Annotated in this window: 13 protein-coding genes; 5 read left to right on the forward strand and 8 right to left on the reverse strand. The window is 65.9% G+C overall.

What is annotated here, in order from left to right; translation table 11 throughout:
• Positions 1-57: 57 nt before the first annotated feature.
• The 3 genes from P0R31_RS31520 to P0R31_RS31530 form a co-directional block, all read right to left on the reverse strand.
• On the reverse strand, positions 58-942 hold the full coding sequence (locus tag P0R31_RS31520) for a 4-(cytidine 5'-diphospho)-2-C-methyl-D-erythritol kinase (protein WP_275518453.1): 885 nt from the start codon (positions 940-942) through the stop codon (positions 58-60).
• A gap of 84 nt (positions 943-1,026) precedes the next feature.
• Entirely contained in the window at positions 1,027-2,823 is a 1,797-nt protein-coding gene (locus P0R31_RS31525; RefSeq protein WP_275518455.1) for a tetratricopeptide repeat protein, read from the reverse strand.
• 291 nt (positions 2,824-3,114) lie between these two features.
• Positions 3,115-4,776 (reverse strand): electron transfer flavoprotein-ubiquinone oxidoreductase, encoded by a 1,662-nt coding sequence (locus tag P0R31_RS31530; protein WP_275518456.1) that lies wholly within the window; start codon positions 4,774-4,776, stop codon positions 3,115-3,117.
• A 134-nt stretch (positions 4,777-4,910) separates the two neighbouring features.
• Between P0R31_RS31530 and P0R31_RS31535 the strand changes: the two genes are divergently transcribed.
• Positions 4,911-5,726: a uracil-DNA glycosylase gene (locus tag P0R31_RS31535; protein WP_275518457.1), complete on the forward strand. Its 816-nt coding sequence runs from the start codon at positions 4,911-4,913 to the stop codon at positions 5,724-5,726.
• Positions 5,727-5,869: 143 nt separating this feature from the next.
• Here the strand turns inward: P0R31_RS31535 and P0R31_RS31540 are convergent, their stop codons facing one another.
• The 4 genes from P0R31_RS31540 to P0R31_RS31555 all read right to left on the reverse strand — a co-directional run bounded on the left by P0R31_RS31540 (position 5,870) and on the right by P0R31_RS31555 (position 10,159).
• Positions 5,870-7,378 (reverse strand): glycosyltransferase family 39 protein, encoded by a 1,509-nt coding sequence (locus P0R31_RS31540; RefSeq protein WP_275518458.1) that lies wholly within the window; start codon positions 7,376-7,378, stop codon positions 5,870-5,872.
• A gap of 201 nt (positions 7,379-7,579) precedes the next feature.
• Entirely contained in the window at positions 7,580-8,437 is an 858-nt protein-coding gene (locus tag P0R31_RS31545; RefSeq protein WP_275518459.1) for a ribonuclease HII, read from the reverse strand.
• Between the two features lie 75 nt (positions 8,438-8,512).
• Positions 8,513-8,971: a VOC family protein gene (locus P0R31_RS31550; RefSeq protein ID WP_275518460.1), complete on the reverse strand. Its 459-nt coding sequence runs from the start codon at positions 8,969-8,971 to the stop codon at positions 8,513-8,515.
• Between the two features lie 24 nt (positions 8,972-8,995).
• Positions 8,996-10,159, reverse strand: a complete 1,164-nt coding sequence (locus P0R31_RS31555) for a PA0069 family radical SAM protein (RefSeq protein ID WP_275518462.1) — start codon at positions 10,157-10,159, stop codon at positions 8,996-8,998.
• Positions 10,160-10,369: 210 nt separating this feature from the next.
• Between P0R31_RS31555 and P0R31_RS31560 the strand changes: the two genes are divergently transcribed.
• Both P0R31_RS31560 and P0R31_RS31565 read left to right on the forward strand, forming a co-directional pair.
• The gene (locus P0R31_RS31560; RefSeq protein ID WP_275518463.1) at positions 10,370-12,784 is read left to right on the forward strand and encodes a phosphoketolase family protein; all 2,415 of its coding nucleotides are present in this window, start codon (positions 10,370-10,372) and stop codon (positions 12,782-12,784) included.
• A gap of 2 nt (positions 12,785-12,786) precedes the next feature.
• A complete protein-coding gene (locus tag P0R31_RS31565) occupies positions 12,787-13,959 on the forward strand; it encodes an acetate/propionate family kinase (RefSeq protein WP_275518466.1) in 1,173 nt (390 codons plus the stop codon).
• 88 nt (positions 13,960-14,047) lie between these two features.
• On the opposite strand, the gene P0R31_RS31570 is transcribed toward P0R31_RS31565, so the two are convergent.
• Positions 14,048-14,890, reverse strand: coding sequence for an RMD1 family protein (locus P0R31_RS31570; RefSeq protein WP_275518467.1), 843 nt, complete (start codon positions 14,888-14,890; stop codon positions 14,048-14,050).
• Positions 14,891-15,142: 252 nt separating this feature from the next.
• On the opposite strand from P0R31_RS31570, the gene P0R31_RS31575 reads away from it, so the two are divergent.
• A complete protein-coding gene (locus tag P0R31_RS31575; protein WP_275518468.1) occupies positions 15,143-15,718 on the forward strand; it encodes a glycosyl transferase in 576 nt (191 codons plus the stop codon).
• A 62-nt stretch (positions 15,719-15,780) separates the two neighbouring features.
• Positions 15,781-16,740 carry a bifunctional helix-turn-helix transcriptional regulator/GNAT family N-acetyltransferase gene (locus P0R31_RS31580; RefSeq protein ID WP_275518470.1) on the forward strand — a complete coding sequence of 320 codons (960 nt, stop codon included), beginning with the start codon at positions 15,781-15,783 and terminating at the stop codon, positions 16,738-16,740.
• The last annotated feature ends 318 nt before the right edge of the window (positions 16,741-17,058 follow it).

Raw genomic sequence — 17,058 nt, forward strand, 5'->3', positions numbered from 1 at the left:
CACGCTTCGCTTTGCCCGCCCTACGGCACGTCGCTGCGCTCGCAATGACGATCAGAACTAGCTCAACGTGCCCGCATGCACCCACCAGCCGGGGTGATCGCGGCGGATCTTTTCGGCCGCGGCATGGGCCTCCGCGGGCGCGCCGTAGATCGCAAAGCACGTCGCGCCCGAGCCGGACATGCGGGCGAGCTTGACGCCGGCGGAATCGCGCAAGGCGTCCAGCACCTCGCCGATCACAGGCTCGATCCGCAGCGCGGGCGCTTCGAGATCGTTGGCGACGGTCTCGAGAACCTCGACCCAATCGGAAATCGAGGCGCCCTCCTCCGGCCAGGCCGGCGCGCGGATGACGTCGGTGACGCCGACCAGGAGTTCGCCGTTGCGCAGGCCCAGCGCCTGGAACACGTCCTTGGTGGCGACCGGCACGCGCGGATTGACCATGACGCAAGGCATGCTCGGCAGCGCGAGCGGCAGCAGCTGCTCGCCGACACCGGTCATGTCGCAGGCGCGCGAGAGGAGGCACACCGGCACGTCGGCGCCGGTTGCGAGCGCGACCTTCTGAATGCGGGGATCATCGAGCGACAAATCGTTGAGGCGCGCCAGGAGCCGCAGCGCGGCCGCGGCATCCGCCGAACCGCCGCCGATGCCGGCAGCAACGGGGAGCACCTTGTCGAGCGCGAAGGCGCCCAGCTTCACGCCAGGAACGGCTTCGGCCAGCAGCTTGGCGGCCTTGAGCACGAGATTGTCGGCGGTATCACCGCAAGCAGCAGCCAGCGGCCCGGTCGTGGTCAGCTTCAGCTCGTTGCCCGGCTCCAGCGCGAGCCGGTCGGCGCAGTCGGCAAACGCGACCACGCTTTCGAGATCATGATAACCATCGGCACGACGGCCGACGACGCGAAGGCTCAAATTGACCTTCGCCCGCCCCTCTTCAATCAACGCCGCCATTGGCGATCAGCCCCCAAAGACTCACTTGTTTGCGCATGATCTGATCGGAAAACCGCTACACACTTTTCCGGATCATGCGCTCTCTTAGCCGCCCTTGCCGTCGTCCTTCTTCTTTTCGGCCTGCGCCGCAGAAGAGTTCGAATTGTCGTCGGGAAGGCCGTTGGCGATCTTGGCCTCGATCTTCGGCAGCTCTTCCGGCTCGGGCTTGAGATCGCGCGCATGCGACCACTGGAATTTTGCCTCCAGCGTTCGGCCGACGCGCCAATAGGCGTCGCCAAGGTGGTCGTTGATGGTGGGATCCTCGGGCTTGAGATCGATCGCGCGCTCGAGGTTCTTCACCGCCTCCTCGAAATTGCCGATGCGGTAATAGGCCCAGCCGAGGGAATCGACGATGTAGCCGTCGTCGGGACGCTGCTCGACGGCCCGCTTGATCATCTTCATGCCTTCGTCGAGATTCACGCCCTGGTCGATCCAGGAATAGCCGAGATAGTTGAGGACGTGCGGCTGATCGGGCTGCAGCTCCAGCGCCTTCTTCATGTCGGCCTCGGCCTTGGCCCACTGCTTGGAGCGCTCCTGGCAGATGCCGCGATAATAGTACCAGACGCTGTTGGCCTTGTCGTTGCCGGGCGGCAGCACCTCGATGCCTCGTGAATAGGTCGCGCCACAATCGCCGAACCGCTTGCGGCCGCGCTCGATGTTGCCGAGCGCCATGATGGCTTCGAGGTCCTTGGGATCCTCCGAGGTGACGCCCTTGAGGATCTTGATCGCCTCGTCGGTGCGGTCGGCGGAATCGAGATCGATGGCGAGCTGAATCTGCGCGTTGCGCTTGAGCGGCGAGTTGGCGGGCACGCGCTCGTAGACCTTGATCGCCATCTTCGGCCGCTTGACCGATTCGTAGAGATCGGCGAGCGATAGCAGTGCCAGCGGATGCGTCGGCTGCAGGTAGAGCGAGAGCTGGAGATAGACCAGCGCCAGATCCTCGCCACCGCGGCGGGTCAGCGTCGCGCCGATGCCGTAGAGCGCTTCGGCGGCGCCAGCCTGCGCGGAATCGACCAGCGGCGGCATCTTCTTGCCGGCCTTGGTCTCGCGCAGGCCTTCCTGGATCAGCGGATGGCGTGCCAGCTTCTTGTCAAAGGCCAGGTAGATATTGGTGGCCGCGGCGGAATCCTTGTTGCGCGACAGCCAGCGCGCATAGGCCTCGGTCACGCGCAGCATGGAATCGTCGAGCTTGTAGGCGCGCTCGAAGCGCGCGCCAGCGTCCTTCTCCTTGCCGGAGAGCTCCAGGATCATGCCGGTGTGGAGATCCTTGAACAGCGGATACCATTCCGGACCTGTCAGCTTGTCGATGGTGGCGACACCACCCTTGGCATCGCCCGCACCATAGGCGGCCCAGCCCGACAGCAGCGTGGCGACGAGATCGGTGATCGGACCACGGATCGACTGGTTGATGTTGGTCTGCGCCGCGACGTACTTCTTCAGCTTGAGATCGTGCACGCCGACGACGAGACGGGCGACGCGGTTGGTCTTGTCGATGGTGAGGATGCGCTCGGCGAGCTTGACCGCCTCCTCGATGTCGCCGTCGGCGACCGACGAGATGAAGGCACGGTCGAGCAGTTCATTGTTCTTGGGATCGGTGCGGAGCGCCGAACGGTAGAATGCGGCGGCCGAGGCCGCGTCGCGCTCGACGCTGGCGTGGCGGGCGGCGAGATAGCTGCCGGCGCCGGTGAGCGACTTCAGATCGTTTCGCGTCGGAAACTGCGCCGCCGTGTTCTCCGGATGATCCGGCGTCTGCGCCAGGACCGCGCCGGGGACCGTCGCGATCGCGGTGCCCATGAGGGCGATGGCGGCAGCAGTCCAGCGGTTGAAACGATTTGAAAACATCAGGGCTCGCCTTGAGTTGGTGGTGCCTGGGTTTGCAGCAGAAGGCCGTATCGCAAGCGAACGCAGCCGGTGACATCCGGGCCCGGAACCGTCAGGCCGACAATGCCGCTTTTGGCGCTTCGCCGCAAGGATTCGGACCCGAGAAGATCCCCTCCGCACGCCCAAACCCGCCCATTGAAACCGCGCCAGCGCCCCAAGACGCCGCCACTATGGCCTTATCGTGGCCGCGGCGGGTCGCCGCAGCCTCGTCCTCACGGGAACGTGCGCCTGGTCACCCGTGCGATGCGCCCCTCACATCGCCTCGTAGTTCGGGCCGCCGCCGCCCTCCGGGGGAACCCAGGTGATGTTGCCGTTGGGATCCTTCACGTCGCAGGTCTTGCAGTGGACGCAGTTCTGGGCGTTGATCTGGAAGCGCGGGCCGGAGCCCTCCTCGATCCATTCATAGACGCCAGCCGGGCAATAGCGGTTCGAGGGGCCGGCATAGACGTCGTGCTCGGACGTCTTCTGAAGGTTCATGTCGGTGACCTTCAGATGGATCGGCTGGTCCTCCTCGTGATTGGTGTTGGACAAAAACACCGAGGACAGCTTGTCGAACGTGATCTTGCCGTCGGGCTTCGGGTAGTTCCTGGGCGCGTGGCCCTTGGCCGAATCGAGCGTGGCGCGGTCAGGCTTGACGTGAGACTGGGTGCCAAACAGTGAGGCGCCGAACAGCGTATTGCACCACATGTCGAAGCCGCCCAGCGCGACGCCGAGCACGGTGCCGAACTTCGACCACAATGGCTTGACGTTGCGGACCAGGAACAGGTCCTTGCCGACCGATGAGGAGCGCCAGGCGTTCTCGTATTCGACGAGCTCGTCATTGGCGCGGTCGGCGGCGAGCGCGGCCGCAGCGTGTTCGGCAGCCAACATGCCGGTGCCCATCGCATTGTGCACGCCCTTGATGCGCGGCACGTTGACGAAGCCGGCCGCGCAGCCGATCAGCGCGCCGCCGGGGAAGCTCAGCTTCGGCACCGACTGATAGCCGCCCTCGGTGATGGCGCGCGCGCCGTAAGCGAGCCGCTTGGCGCCTTCGAAGGTGCCGCGGATCGAGGGATGGGTCTTGAAGCGCTGGAATTCGTCAAACGGGGACAGATAGGGATCGTCGTAGTTCAGATGCACGACGAAGCCGACGGCGACGAGATTGTCGTCGTAGTGATAAAGGAACGAGCCGCCACCGGTCTTGAGGTCAAGCGGCCAGCCGAATGAATGCTGGATCAAGCCCTTCTGGTGCTTGGCGGGATCGATCTGCCAGACCTCCTTGAGGCCGATGCCGAATTTCGGCGGCTCGCTCTTGGCGTCGAGCGCGAACTTGTTGATCAGCTGCTTGGTCAGGCTGCCGCGGGCGCCTTCGGCGAACAGCGTGTACTTGCCGAGCAATTCCATGCCGCGGGTGAAGGAATCCTTCGGCTTGCCGTCGCGGCCGATGCCCATGTCGCCGGTGGCGATACCCTTGACGTTACCCGCCTCGTCGTAAAGCACTTCCGCCGCCGCAAAGCCCGGATAGATCTCGACGCCAAGCGCCTCGGCCTTGCGCGCCAGCCAGCGGCAGACATTGCCGAGCGAGCCGATGTAGCAGTGATGATTGTCCATCAGCGGCGGCATCATGAAATTCGGCAGCTTGATCGCGCCGCCACCGGTCATCCAGTAGAAGCGGTCGTCCTTGACCTGCGTCTTCAGCGGGCAGTCGGCATCCTCGCGCCAGTCCGGGATCAGCTTGTCGAGGCCCGCGGGATCGATCACGGCGCCCGAGAGGATGTGCGCACCAACCTCGGAGCCCTTCTCCACCACGACGACGTTGAGCTCGGCGTTGAGCTGCTTGAGCCGGATCGCGGCCGACAGACCCGACGGGCCGGCGCCAACGATGACGACGTCGAATTCCATGGATTCGCGCGGGGGAAGTTCTTCGGTGCTCATTTGATCTCAGCCCTTGAGACGGTCCTCGGTCGTTTGCGCCCTCTTGTTTCCGATTTTTCCGGGTAGGACAACCTCGGAATCGCGTTCCGCCGGGATGCAAGGCCGTCCAAGGTGATATAAAAGTCAGACTTTCCATGATCCCCGAACCCGCACCCACCGTCCGAGAGCTGCTCGCCTTCTATCTGGAGGCCGGTGTCGACTGCGCGCTCGCGGAGGAACCGATAGACCGCCTGGCGGAAATCGATGCGCCGCCACCCAGCCAGCGCGCGGCCCCGCCAGCCGATGCGCCGCGCCCGGTCGCCGCGCCCGCGGTCATGCGCGGCGAGGCCGCGCCTGCACCGGACGTCGCCATCGCCTCGGCACGCGAGGCCGCGCGCACCGCGCCGACCCTGGAGGCGCTGCGCGAGCTGATGCAGAACTTCGATGGCTGCGCGTTGAAGCACACCGCGACGCGGCTGGTGTTTGCCGACGGCAACCCGCAGGCGCGCATCATGTTCGTCGGCGAGGCGCCGGGCCGCGACGAGGACATCGAGGGACTGCCTTTCGTCGGGCGCAGCGGCAAGCTGCTGGATCTGATGATCGGAGCCATCGGCCTCAACCGCACCACTTCCTACATCGCCAACGTCATTCCCTGGCGGCCGCCCGGCAACCGCACGCCGACGCCGCAGGAGACGCAAATCTGCCTGCCCTTCATCCAGCGCCAGATCGAGCTGGTGAACCCCGACGTGCTGGTGACGCTGGGCAATCCCTCGACACAGACGCTGCTGGGAACGCGCGAAGGCATCATGCGCACGCGCGGGCGCTGGTTCGACTACGACACCGGCCAGCGGGTGATCCGCGCGCTGCCGACGTTTCACCCCGCCTACCTCTTGCGCTCGCCGGCCTACAAGCGGCTGGCCTGGCAGGATCTGCGGGCGATCGCGAAGGTGCTGGCGCAGGGCGCCGTGTAACGACACCCACGCCGTCATTCCGGGGCTCGCGGAGCGAGAGCCATGGTGCGCAATTGCGCACCTGAGAATCCATCGAGCGGCAGAGTTGGTGGATGAATGGATTCCGGTCTCGCGGCTTCGCCGCGCCCCGGAATGACACCTACCTACGTCCCCTTCGGCCGCACGATGGCCCAGCCGATGCGCAACAGCTGCTGGCGGCCGGTCACCAGCCATTCGAAGGCGCGCGGCACTTCCGGCACGATGCCCGGGAAGCGCTGGAGGATCTCCGGCGGCGGGGTGCCGGCAGTATCGGAAGCGCGCCAGACCACGACGCCGCCGGTCTCGCTGAACTTGGTCTGGCTCATCCACGGCGTCCGCGCCGGGGCGGCGTCGATGAACAGATGTGGCCGGCCGGAATGCAGCGCGATCAGGCTAGCGAGCTGGGTCTCGCCGGCGACGGCGCGCAGGCGATGGTTGGTGCGGCGGGCGAAGCTCTCGTCGAAGAAGTCCGAGATCGCGCGCGCCGGCATCGAGGTCGCAATTTCGCTAGTGCCCGTCCAAGGCAGAAACAGGACGGCGAGCACCACTCCGGCGGCGGGCGCGGCGACGGCGGCGGCCCAGACCATGCGCAGCATGCGCGCGCGGCGCATCGCAATGAGATCGCCGGCCGCGACGACCACGGCAAGCCCCGACATGATCAGCACGACGCCGGGGCCGCCGACCACGGAATCGAGCCCGAGCAGCCCGGAAATCAGCACCGCGCCGAGCGGCAGAGCGAACGCGAAGAAATAGACGAAGTTGCGCGCGAGCGGCGCGACCGGCGGGCGGTAGATGATCGGCGGCTCCTCGCCCTTGCCGGCGAACATTCCGGTGTTGAGAAAGGTCAGCGCCGGGATCGCAGCCGCCCCGAGCACGAGCCCGCCGAGCAGCCAGACCGCATGCAGCGCGCGGGCGTCGAGCTCGGCGACTGGCGGCAAGGCCGGCAGCGTCAGCGTCTCGGCCCGCATCAGAAAGACCGCATAGGGCAGCGCCAGCACGGCGACGACGATCAGCGCGAACAGCGGATCGACTCCGCGCAGCGTCCGGCGCCCGCCGGCGGTCGAGACCGCGAAGACGACGATCAGCAACAACAGGAAGATCGCGGCGGGCGTCGTCAGCAGCAGGAGGCCGGCTTCGATCGACCAGGCGAACCAGGCATTGCCTCGGCGCTGGCCGATGATCTGCCAGGAGTGCAGCAGCAAGAGCGCCCAGAGCGGCCGCGCCAGGATCAGCGGGCCGAAGTCCAGCGCCGAGGAGGAGAAGGCCAACACCGTCATGGTCAGGAGCACGGCGAGCACCGCCTGCTGCGAGCCAACGACGGCACGGGAAAGATGATAGAGCGCGATGAAGGTCGCGATCTCGCAGAGCTGGGCGAGCACATAGACGCCGAGCATGTGGCCGCCGGCGGCGCGATAGGCGATGTCGGCGAGCCAGATGGCAAGCGGCGGGCCGAGATCGGTGCCGACCTGGTATTCCCTGCCGAAGGCCAGAAGGGTCGCGAGATTGCCGGGCGGGCTGCGGTAGAACACCAGCGCCACGAACAGCCACATCGCGGCCTGCAGCAGCACGGCAATCCAAACGATCAGCCGCGGCCGGGCGCGAATGAGCTCGATGACCAGGGAGGTAAACCGCATGCAACGTCCGAAGGTGCAGCCAACCCGTCCAGCCGGCCCTATTCGCTCACGTCTGTTTTGATAAAGGGCGCTGCGCGTCGTGGCAACTTCGGTCTGCTCGTCATGCCCGCGCTTGTCCCGCCTGCGCGGCCGAAGCCGCTTCGGCGAGGCGAAGCCGGGTCAAGCCCGGCCATGACGGATGGGAAGGCTGTAAGAGGATCGCTAGAGATTTACGGAAGCGTCGATCTCGACGCTCGCCTCCACCTGCACCTCGACCTCGGTCACAGAGAACAGGTCCTGCACCGGCTCGACGGTCCAGGGCATGTGCTTGGCGCGGGCGGCGGCGACGGGGGCGAAGAAGCTGCGGTGGTGGATGGAAGGGCCGAGACGATCGAGCGCGTCGAGATGCTCGGGGACGGCGTAGCCCTTGTGCTGCTCGAAACCGTAGCCCGGGCAGTCCTGCGCCAGCGCGCACATCAGCCGGTCGCGGGTGACCTTGGCGACGATGGAGGCCGCGGCGATCGACAGCACGATACCGTCGCCGCCGATCACCGCCTCGCAATCGCATGCGGTATCGAGCCGGTCGCGGCCGTCGACGAAGACGTGCCTGGGCGCCTCGGGCAGGGCCATCACGGCGCGCTTCAGCGCCCACAGCGAGGCGCGCAGGATGTTGTCGCGGTCGATTCGCGCGGGCGAGGCGACGGCGACCGAGACCTGCGCGGTGGCGCAGATCTTGTCGAACAGCTTTTCGCGCTCCTCGGCGGTCAGGCGCTTGGAATCGTCGATGCCGCGCGGAATGCGGTCGGGATCGAGAATCACCGCGGCGGCCACTACGGGACCTGCGAGCGGGCCGCGGCCGGCCTCGTCGCAGCCCGCGACCGGCCAGACGCCGCGCTTGATCAGCGCGCGCTCACGGCGGAAGCTCGGGGGAGCAACGGCGATGATGCCCTTCCTGCCGGCAGGAACCTTCGCAACATCGGCCGCAGAGATCTTTGCCGCCTTGATGGGCGCAGCCTTCTTCGCGGCCGCTTTCTTCGGCGCGGCCTTGGCTGAGGTCTTGGCGGAGGGGTCCCGAATCATGCACGGGATCGTGCGCAAGCGGCGGTGCCGGCGCAACCCGGAACCCGGGATATTCCCGTTATTCAGGCCGCCCGCCTACTCCGCCAGATGCACCCGCCGGTCATCGCCCACCTCGATTCCCGGCGCGACCACGACTTCCCAGACATGTGCATCGGGATCGGCGAAATAGCCGCAATAGCCACCACCGTAATCGGTCGCGTGCGCCGCTTTCAGCAAGGTGGCCCCCTTCTGGACGGCGAAGGCCAGCACCTCCTCGACCTCCTCGCGGGTCGCGCAATTCCAGGCGAGCGTCATGCCGCGAAACGTCGTGGGCCTCGGCTGGTCCTCCAAGGATGCGTCCGCCGCGAGCCGATCCCAGTGATAAAGGGCGAGCACCGGACCGCCGGTATCGTAGAACGCAACCGCCTCGCCGGTCGCCTTCAGCCGACGCGAGAAACCGAGCGCGTCGTAGAAGGCGATGCTCGCGCGGATGTCGTTGACACCGAGCGTGATGACCGTCAGCCGCGGCACCGGCGCGGCGAGTTCCTTAAGCATGCGACACCTCTTGCACCTGTCCGCTCAAAACAGGCTGAGCTGATCGCCGTTCCGCTTCGGCCGCGCAAAGTGATCCGTGGTCAGCTTGGAACGCCGCTTGTTGAGGCCGAGCCTCTCGCAGGCGATCTCGAAGCGGCGGCCGATGGTCCAGGCCATCGGTCCGGTGCCCTTCATCCGCTCGCCCCATTTGGCGTCGTAGTCGCGCCCGCCCCGCATGTCGCGGATCAGGGTAAAGACGTGGCGATAGCGGTCCGGATAGTTCGCCATCAGCCATTCGCGGAAGAGATCGCGCACCTCCAGCGGCAGCCGCAGCAGCACATAGGCGGCTTCCTTGACGCCCGCATGGGCGGCGGCATCGAGGATGCGCTCGATCTCGGAATCGTTCAGCGCGGGGATCACGGGCGCGACCATCACCGTGGTGGGAATGCCAGCCTCCGAGAGCGTCTTCAGCGCCTCCAGCCGCTTCGGCGGTGTCGAGGCGCGCGGCTCCATGGTGCGCGCCAGCTTCGGATCGAGCGATGTCACGGAGATCGCGACCTTGGCGAGGTTGCGCTTGGCCATCCGCTGCAGAATGTCGATGTCGCGGAGCACCAGGGCCGATTTGGTGACGATGCCGACGGGATGCGAGGTGCGCTCCAGCACTTCCAGAATGCCGCGCATGATTTTGCGCTCGCGCTCGATCGGCTGGTAGGGATCGGTGTTGGTGCCGATCGCGATCATCCGCGGCTCGTAGCCGGGCGCCGCAAGCTCCTTCTCGAGCAGCGAAGGCGCCTCGGGCTTCACGAACAGCTTTGACTCGAAGTCGAGCCCCGGCGACAGGCCGAGATAGGCGTGGGTCGGCCGCGCGAAGCAATAGACGCAGCCGTGCTCGCAGCCGCGATACGGATTGATCGAGCGGTCGAAACCGATGTCGGGGGAATCGTTGCGGGTTATCACCTTGCGCGAGGTGTCGATGGCGACACTCGTCTTGAACGGCGGCAGCTCGTCCAGGCTCTGCCAGCCGTCATCGAAAGCGACGCGCGCCTCGGCCTCGTAGCGGCCGCTGGCATTGGATTGTGCGCCCCGCCCTCGCCTTCGCGCGCGGTCGATCGCGATGCCAAGCTCGGGGAAATCTGAAGGCGCACCCGCCGGCTCGGAGGGCGCCGTGACCGGCGGGTGCTTGAGAGCATGAGAGGATGCTGGACTCATGCAGCCAAGATAGCACGGCACAGGAACAAATCAAGAACACAAACAAAAAACGTGAAAACAACCCCATGCACAGTAGAGCTGCCCAAACTTCGCGCGCCCGCCTTTGACCTCACGCAACACGGCCGTCACGACCATCCCGTTTCATGCCCGAAGGATCGATCGCCCCGGAACCGGGTTGGTGACGATCGCGAAGTGAAGGTCGGCAGGAACATGACAATCCAACAAAAAACGGCCGAAGCGAGCAGCGACCTCGATCTGCTCGATCGTTATTGGCGCGCCGCCAACTACCTCTCGGTCGGGCAAATCTACCTGCTCGACAATCCGCTGCTGCGCGAGAAGCTGCGGCCCGAGCACATCAAGCCGCGTCTGCTCGGACATTGGGGCACGACGCCCGGGCTGAACTTCATCTATGCCCATCTCAACCGCGTCATCCGCGCGCTCGATGTCAGCGTGATCTATGTCTGCGGTCCCGGCCATGGCGGTCCGGGCATGGTCGCCAACACCTATCTCGAAGGCAGCTACAGCGAGATCTATCCCGATATTGCGCGCGATGCGGACGGATTGCGCAAGCTGTTTCGGCAATTCTCCTTCCCCGGCGGCATCCCGAGCCACGCCGCGCCGGAAACGCCGGGCTCGATCCACGAAGGCGGTGAGCTCGGCTATGCGCTGGTGCACGCCTATGGCGCCGCATTCGACAATCCGGATTTGATCGTCGCCTGCGTGGTCGGCGACGGCGAGGCCGAGACCGGGCCGCTGGCCGCGTCCTGGCACTCCAACAAGTTCCTGAACCCCGCCCATGACGGCGCGGTGCTGCCGATCCTGCATCTCAACGGCTACAAGATCGCCAATCCCACCGTGCTCGGACGGATGCAGGACGCGGAGATCCGCGACCTCTTCCGCGGGTTCGGCCACGAGCCGCTGTTCGTCACGGGCGACGATCCCAAACTGATGCACCAAGCCATGGCCGATGCGCTCGACGTCGCATTCGCCAGCATCCGCTCGATCCAGCAGCATGCCCGCGACGGCCGCACGAGCGTTGAGCGGCCGCGCTGGCCGATGATCGTGCTGCGCAGCCCGAAGGGCTGGACCGGCCCGAAGGAGGTCGACGGCAAGAAGGTCGAGGGTTTTTGGCGCGCGCATCAAGTGCCAGTCGCAGGCTGCCGCGAGAACCCGGAGCATCTCAAGGTGCTCGAAGACTGGATGCGCAGCTACGAGCCGGAAAAGCTGTTCGATGGCACCGGCGCGCTCATTCCCGAGCTTCAGGCGCTCGCGCCCGACGGTGTCAGACGCATGGGTGCCAACCCGCACGCCAATGGCGGCCTGTTGAAGAAGGAGCTGAAACTGCCGGACTTTCGCAGCTTCGCGGTGAACGTGCCGCAGCCTGGCGAAGTCATTGCGGAAGCGACACGCGAGCTCGGCAAATTTCTACGCGATGCCATCCGTCTCAACGAGAAGGAGCGCAACTTCCGCATCATGGGCCCGGACGAGACGGCATCGAACCGGCTCGACGCCGTGTTCGAAGCCACCGAACGCGTCTGGATGGAGCCGACCGAGCCTTACGACGTGCACCTCGCCCAGGACGGTCGCGTCATGGAGGTGCTGAGCGAGCATCTCTGCCAGGGCTGGCTGGAGGGCTACCTGCTCACGGGACGGCACGGCTTCTTCTCCTGCTACGAGGCCTTCATCCACATCGTGGATTCCATGTTCAACCAGCACGCCAAATGGCTGAAGGTGACGCGGGAGCTGCCGTGGCGGCGTCCGATCGCCTCGCTCAATTATCTCCTGACCTCGCATGTCTGGCGCCAGGATCACAACGGCTTCAGCCATCAGGACCCCGGTTTCGTCGATCTCGTCGCCAACAAGAAGGCCGACATCGTCCGCATCTACTTCCCGCCGGATGCCAACACGCTGCTCTGGATCGCCGACCATTGCCTGCGCACCTATAACCGCATCAACGTGATCGTCGCCGGCAAGCAGCCGGCGCCGCAATGGCTCTCGATGCAGGACGCCGCCACCCACTGCGATGCCGGCATCGGCATCTGGACCTGGGCGGGAACGGAGGATGGAAAGGGCGAGCCCGACGTCGTCATGGCATGTGCCGGCGATGTGCCGACGCTGGAGACGCTCGCCGCCGTCGACCTCCTGCGCAAGGCGCTGCCGGATTTGAAGATCCGCGTCGTCAACGTCGTCGACCTCATGACGCTGCAGCCGAGCGAGCAGCATCCGCACGGGCTGCCCGACCGCGACTTCGACAGCCTGTTCACGCGCGACAAGCCCGTCATCTTCGCCTATCACGGCTATCCCTACCTCATTCACCGGCTGACCTATAACCGCACCAACCATGCCGGCATGCATGTGCGCGGCTTTGCCGAGGAAGGCACCACGACGACCCCGTTCGACATGGTCGTGCTCAACGAGCTCGATCGCTACCATCTCGCGATCGAGGCTATCGAACGCGTGCCGGGCCTTGCGACCAAGGCCGCGCAGGTGAAGCAGCAGTTCCGCGACAGACTGATCGAACACTCGCGTTATGTCCGCGAGCGTGGCGAGGACATGCCTGAGATCCGCGACTGGGTCTGGCAAAACAGCGCCGGCGGCAACACGCCGGCCGAGGCCGGCGACTAACGATGTCGGACACGGTCCTCGTCCTCAACTCGGGATCGTCGAGCATTAAGTTCGGCCTGTTCGATGTCGCGGCAACCGAACCTGCCCTGCTCTGCAAGGGCCTGCTGGACGAGCACGAGGCCAAACCCCGGCTGGTGGTGAAGGCCCCCGCGGGCGAAGACCTGTTCGAGACAAGCAAGCAGGCTCCGGAGGCAGCCGGCGGCGATCTGTTCGCCGACGTGCTCGCCTTCATCGAGGACCGGTTCGGTGGACGCAGCCTCCGGGCCGTCGGCCATCGCATCGTTCACGGCGGGCCGGATTACTCAGGCCCGGTGGTCCTGACGGACGACATCATCGCGAAGCTGGAGGCCTTGACGCCGCTCGCGCCGCTGCACCAGCCGCGCTGCCTCGCGCCGGTGCGCACGTTGGCGGCGATCCGGCCCGGGCTGACGCAGATCGCGTGTTTCGACACCGCCTTCCACCACGGCCTCGCGCCGCCGGCGAGCCGCTTCGCCATTCCCCGGCGATTCGCGGCGCGTGGGATCAGGCGCTACGGCTTTCACGGCCTCTCGTTCGAATATGTCGCGGGACGCCTGGCCGAGATCGCGCCGGAGCTCGTCGCCAAGCGCACAATCATCGCACATCTCGGCAATGGCGCGAGCCTCTGCGCCTTGCGCGATGGCCGCAGCATCGACACCACGATGGGAATGACACCGCTCGACGGCCTCGTGATGGGCACGCGTTGCGGTGCGATCGATCCGGGCGTGCTGCTCTATCTGCAACAGCACGAGAACATGTCGGTCGAGGAGGTCCAGCACCTGCTCTATCACGAGTCAGGCCTCGTCGGTATCTCCGGCATCTCTGCGGACATGCGCACGCTGCTGGCGAGCCGCGAGGCTGCGGCGCGTGAGGCCATCGACCTCTTCACCTTCCGTGCGGCGCAGCAGGTCGCGATGATGGCGGCCACGCTCGGCGGCCTGGACTGTCTGATCTTCACCGGCGGCATCGGCGAACATGCCAGGGAGATCCGCGGTGCGATCGGCGAGCGCCTCGCCTGGATGGGCGTGCGCATCGATGCCGCAAGCAACGATGCCGCGCGCGAGCGCATCAACGGCAGCGGCAGCATGATCGAGGTCTTCGTCATTCCCACCAACGAAGAGATCATGATCGCGCGCCATTGCGCTGCTCTGATCTAGGGGGTTATGCCATTGTGGAAACACCCTCTCCGCAGGCCGAGAGGGTGTGCACTTACGTAGTAGCAATCAAACCTGATCTCATCGTGCTTTAGTGACCGCGGCCGGTCAGGAGCTGAAAAGTCCCCATCGCGACCTCGATCAGGATCAGCACCACGACGGCAATCTCCAGGCGGAGCGAGCGCTGGGTGTCGATGATGTCGGTCAGCGCGTTGGCGGTCTCCGACACTGCGGCGAGCTTGCGCTCGAGCGTATCGAGGCGCTCCTTCAGCTCGTACTCGTCCTCGAGACGGGAATAGAGCCGGTCGAGCTCGGGCTTCTCCCAGAGCACGTCGGGCTTCTCCGCCACCGCGACGCGGCCGGCGACCCGCTGCTGCACCAGCAGTGCGTTACCGATCAATTGCAGGATGCCCTTGCGCCGTTGCGGCGTGCGGCCGTGTTCGGCGAGCTCCCGTGCAAACGGCTCGATCACGTCGAACACCGCGGCGACGCGGCGCTCGTCGCGCGCCAGCGACGTGCTCTTGGCGAGCGCGTCCGCAACCAGCAGCAGCCGGTCGTCGGAGAACTTGGCGAGACAGATCGGCCCGCCCGGCTGGATCGTCTCGCCGGCTTCCTCGTTGCAGAGCTGCGCCTGAGCGATCTCCTCCTCGTACGGGCTGAGCTCTCCGGTCACGCGCGATTTCAGGTTGTCGACGAGAACCTTCTCCTCCGACGGCAACAGCCCGATCAGGACGACGACGCCGTAGCGAAAGATCACGGCAAGGCCGGCATGAACGCGGAAGGCGGCGGGCGTCGAGGACACCAGCGTGCCGATCTCCAGGCCCGACGCATTGATGCGGTCGCCCAGCATCAGCGCCCGGATCCGCAAGGTCGGCGCGGCCTCCTGCTTCGGCGATGTTGGCGCCGTGCCAACGGCGAGATGATCGGCGTTCATGCAAGGTTTCTCCCGGGCAACGAAACGTCGCCACGAAGCTTCGGGTTAATACCGTCAGGATCGGCTTGTGCCGAAACATTCGGCAATTTTACCAGCCCGCACCTGACACATTATGGCCGCGATGAACTTGCCGCAGTTTACCATCGCACGCCGCAGCCCCTTCCGAAAGTTGCACTCGGCAGCGCGACGGGTTTATGACAACATCATGCAACGCTACGCTTATCCCGAAGTGCAGACCCCGAAGCCTCAATCATGCTGAGCGTCATCATTCCGACCGAAGGTGTCGAACAGACGGCGGTTGCGACCCTCGCCGCGCTGGTCCCCGGCGCCGCCGCCGGCGTGATCCGGGAAGTGCTTCTGGTCGACGGCACGCGCAACGGTGTCATCGAGCGCGTTGCCGACGTCGCGGGCTGCCGTTTCATCGGCTTCGAGGGGCATTCGCAAGGTGCTGCGCTCGCGGCCGGGGCGCGCCAGGCCCGATCGCCCTGGCTGATGTTCCTGCCTGCGGGCGCCGTGCTGGAGACCGGCTGGATCGACGAAACCACCCAGTTCATCCAGGCCGTCGCCACCAGCGGCCGGGATCGCGCCGCGGTGTTCCGCTATGCCCGGTCGCCCTACGCAAATACCGCAGTGCGCGACGTCCTCTGGGCGGTGGCGCGCAGGCTCGTCGGTCCGCTCGGCGATCAAGGGCTGCTGATCGCGCGTGACCATTACGAGCGGATCGGCGGCTACCCGCCCCACGCCCGGCATTCCGAGGCGCGGCTGCTGCGGCGGCTCGGCCGGTCGTCCCGCACCATGCTGCGCAGCCGCATCGTCATGGTCGGCTGAGACCCAAGATACTTGCCAACGTCAAGCAATTAATTGACTATGGCAAATATCGAGGTGATCCCATGCTGTCGAAAGCTTCGCCGTCAAGCGCCGTGGCCGAACAGGCTGCCGACGACCATGTCGCAGCGGTCCGGGCCTTCAACCGCTTCTACACCCGCAAGCTCGGTGTGCTCGACCAGCACCTCGGCAAGAGCCCGTTCTCGCTCAGCGAGGCGCGGGTGCTCTACGAGCTCGCCCATCGCGACGACCTTGCCGCAAAAGAGATCGGAAACGAGCTCGGTCTCGATCCCGGCTATCTCAGCCGCATCGTCCAGAGTTTCGACGAAAAGGGGCTGATCACGCGAAAGCCGCTGCCCGCGGACCGCAGGCAATACCGGCTCAGCCTGACCGCCAAGGGCCGGCAGGCTTTCGCCAAGCTGAACCTGAGCTCGCAAAACGAGGTCGCCGCGATGCTGGCGCAGCTTTCGCCCGGCGATGCGACCCGGCTCACGCAGGCCATGGCGACCATCGAGGCCGTGCTGGAGCAGCGCCGAAGCCCGCCCGCTTCTTTCATCCTGCGCAGCCATCGCGTCGGCGACATGGGCTGGGTCGTCTCCCGCCAGGCTGCCGCCTACGCCGCGGACTACAATTGGGACATCAGCTACGAGGCGCTGGTCGCCGAAATCTGCGCGCAATTCATCAGGAACTACGACGCTGCGCGCGAGCACTGCTGGATCGCCGAGGCCGGCGGCGAGCGGGTCGGCTCGGTGTTCCTGGTCAAGACCACGGACGAGATCGCAAAACTCCGCCTGTTGCAGGTGGAGAAGAAGGCGCGCGGCCTCGGCGTCGGCCGCGCACTCGTGGAGCAATGCATCCAGGGCGCCCGCGAGCGCGGCTACAGCAAGATGACACTGTGGACGCAGAGCATCCTGGTCGCCGCACGCGGGATCTACAAGAGTGCCGGGTTCGAGCTCGTCGCCACCGAACCGCATCACAGCTTCGGGCAGAATCTGGTCGGCGAGACGTGGGAGCGGGATCTCTGATCTCGCAGCGAGCGAGATGCCCGTTGCTGCGCCCTCTCCCCTTGCGGGAGAGGGCATGTCAACAGCAAACGCAAGCTCGCTTGGGTGAGGGGTATGTCTCCACACGCATTGGTGCGCGCGGAGAGAACCCCTCATCCGGCGCTTCGCGCCACCTTCTCCCACAAGGGGCCTGTTGCGCTACTGCTTTTTGAGGCCGAAGACGTCAGGATAGAGGGCCGCAGTCGCGTGGATTGCGGTCCGAGTTTGTAATTGCCACCCTCGGCGGGCAGTTCAGGCGGTGATCGTGGCCCACCGCCTCATATTGAACGCGATGGAGGC

Source organism: Bradyrhizobium yuanmingense (assembly GCF_029167105.1).
GTDB classification, from domain to species: Bacteria; Pseudomonadota; Alphaproteobacteria; order Rhizobiales; family Xanthobacteraceae; genus Bradyrhizobium; species Bradyrhizobium yuanmingense_A.

Coding starts and splice junctions, on each gene's coding strand:
- P0R31_RS31540 (WP_275518458.1), bottom strand. CDS start 7,378: ATGCGGTTTACCTCCCTGGTCATCGAGCTCATTCGCGCCCGGCCGCGG.
- P0R31_RS31535 (WP_275518457.1), top strand. CDS start 4,911: ATGATCCCCGAACCCGCACCCACCGTCCGAGAGCTGCTCGCCTTCTAT.
- P0R31_RS31555 (WP_275518462.1), bottom strand. CDS start 10,159: ATGAGTCCAGCATCCTCTCATGCTCTCAAGCACCCGCCGGTCACGGCG.
- P0R31_RS31525 (WP_275518455.1), bottom strand. CDS start 2,823: ATGTTTTCAAATCGTTTCAACCGCTGGACTGCTGCCGCCATCGCCCTC.
- P0R31_RS31565 (WP_275518466.1), top strand. CDS start 12,787: ATGTCGGACACGGTCCTCGTCCTCAACTCGGGATCGTCGAGCATTAAG.
- P0R31_RS31575 (WP_275518468.1), top strand. CDS start 15,143: ATGCTGAGCGTCATCATTCCGACCGAAGGTGTCGAACAGACGGCGGTT.
- P0R31_RS31580 (WP_275518470.1), top strand. CDS start 15,781: ATGCTGTCGAAAGCTTCGCCGTCAAGCGCCGTGGCCGAACAGGCTGCC.
- P0R31_RS31550 (WP_275518460.1), bottom strand. CDS start 8,971: ATGCTTAAGGAACTCGCCGCGCCGGTGCCGCGGCTGACGGTCATCACG.
- P0R31_RS31530 (WP_275518456.1), bottom strand. CDS start 4,776: ATGAGCACCGAAGAACTTCCCCCGCGCGAATCCATGGAATTCGACGTC.
- P0R31_RS31520 (WP_275518453.1), bottom strand. CDS start 942: ATGGCGGCGTTGATTGAAGAGGGGCGGGCGAAGGTCAATTTGAGCCTT.
- P0R31_RS31570 (WP_275518467.1), bottom strand. CDS start 14,890: ATGAACGCCGATCATCTCGCCGTTGGCACGGCGCCAACATCGCCGAAG.
- P0R31_RS31560 (WP_275518463.1), top strand. CDS start 10,370: ATGACAATCCAACAAAAAACGGCCGAAGCGAGCAGCGACCTCGATCTG.
- P0R31_RS31545 (WP_275518459.1), bottom strand. CDS start 8,437: ATGATTCGGGACCCCTCCGCCAAGACCTCAGCCAAGGCCGCGCCGAAG.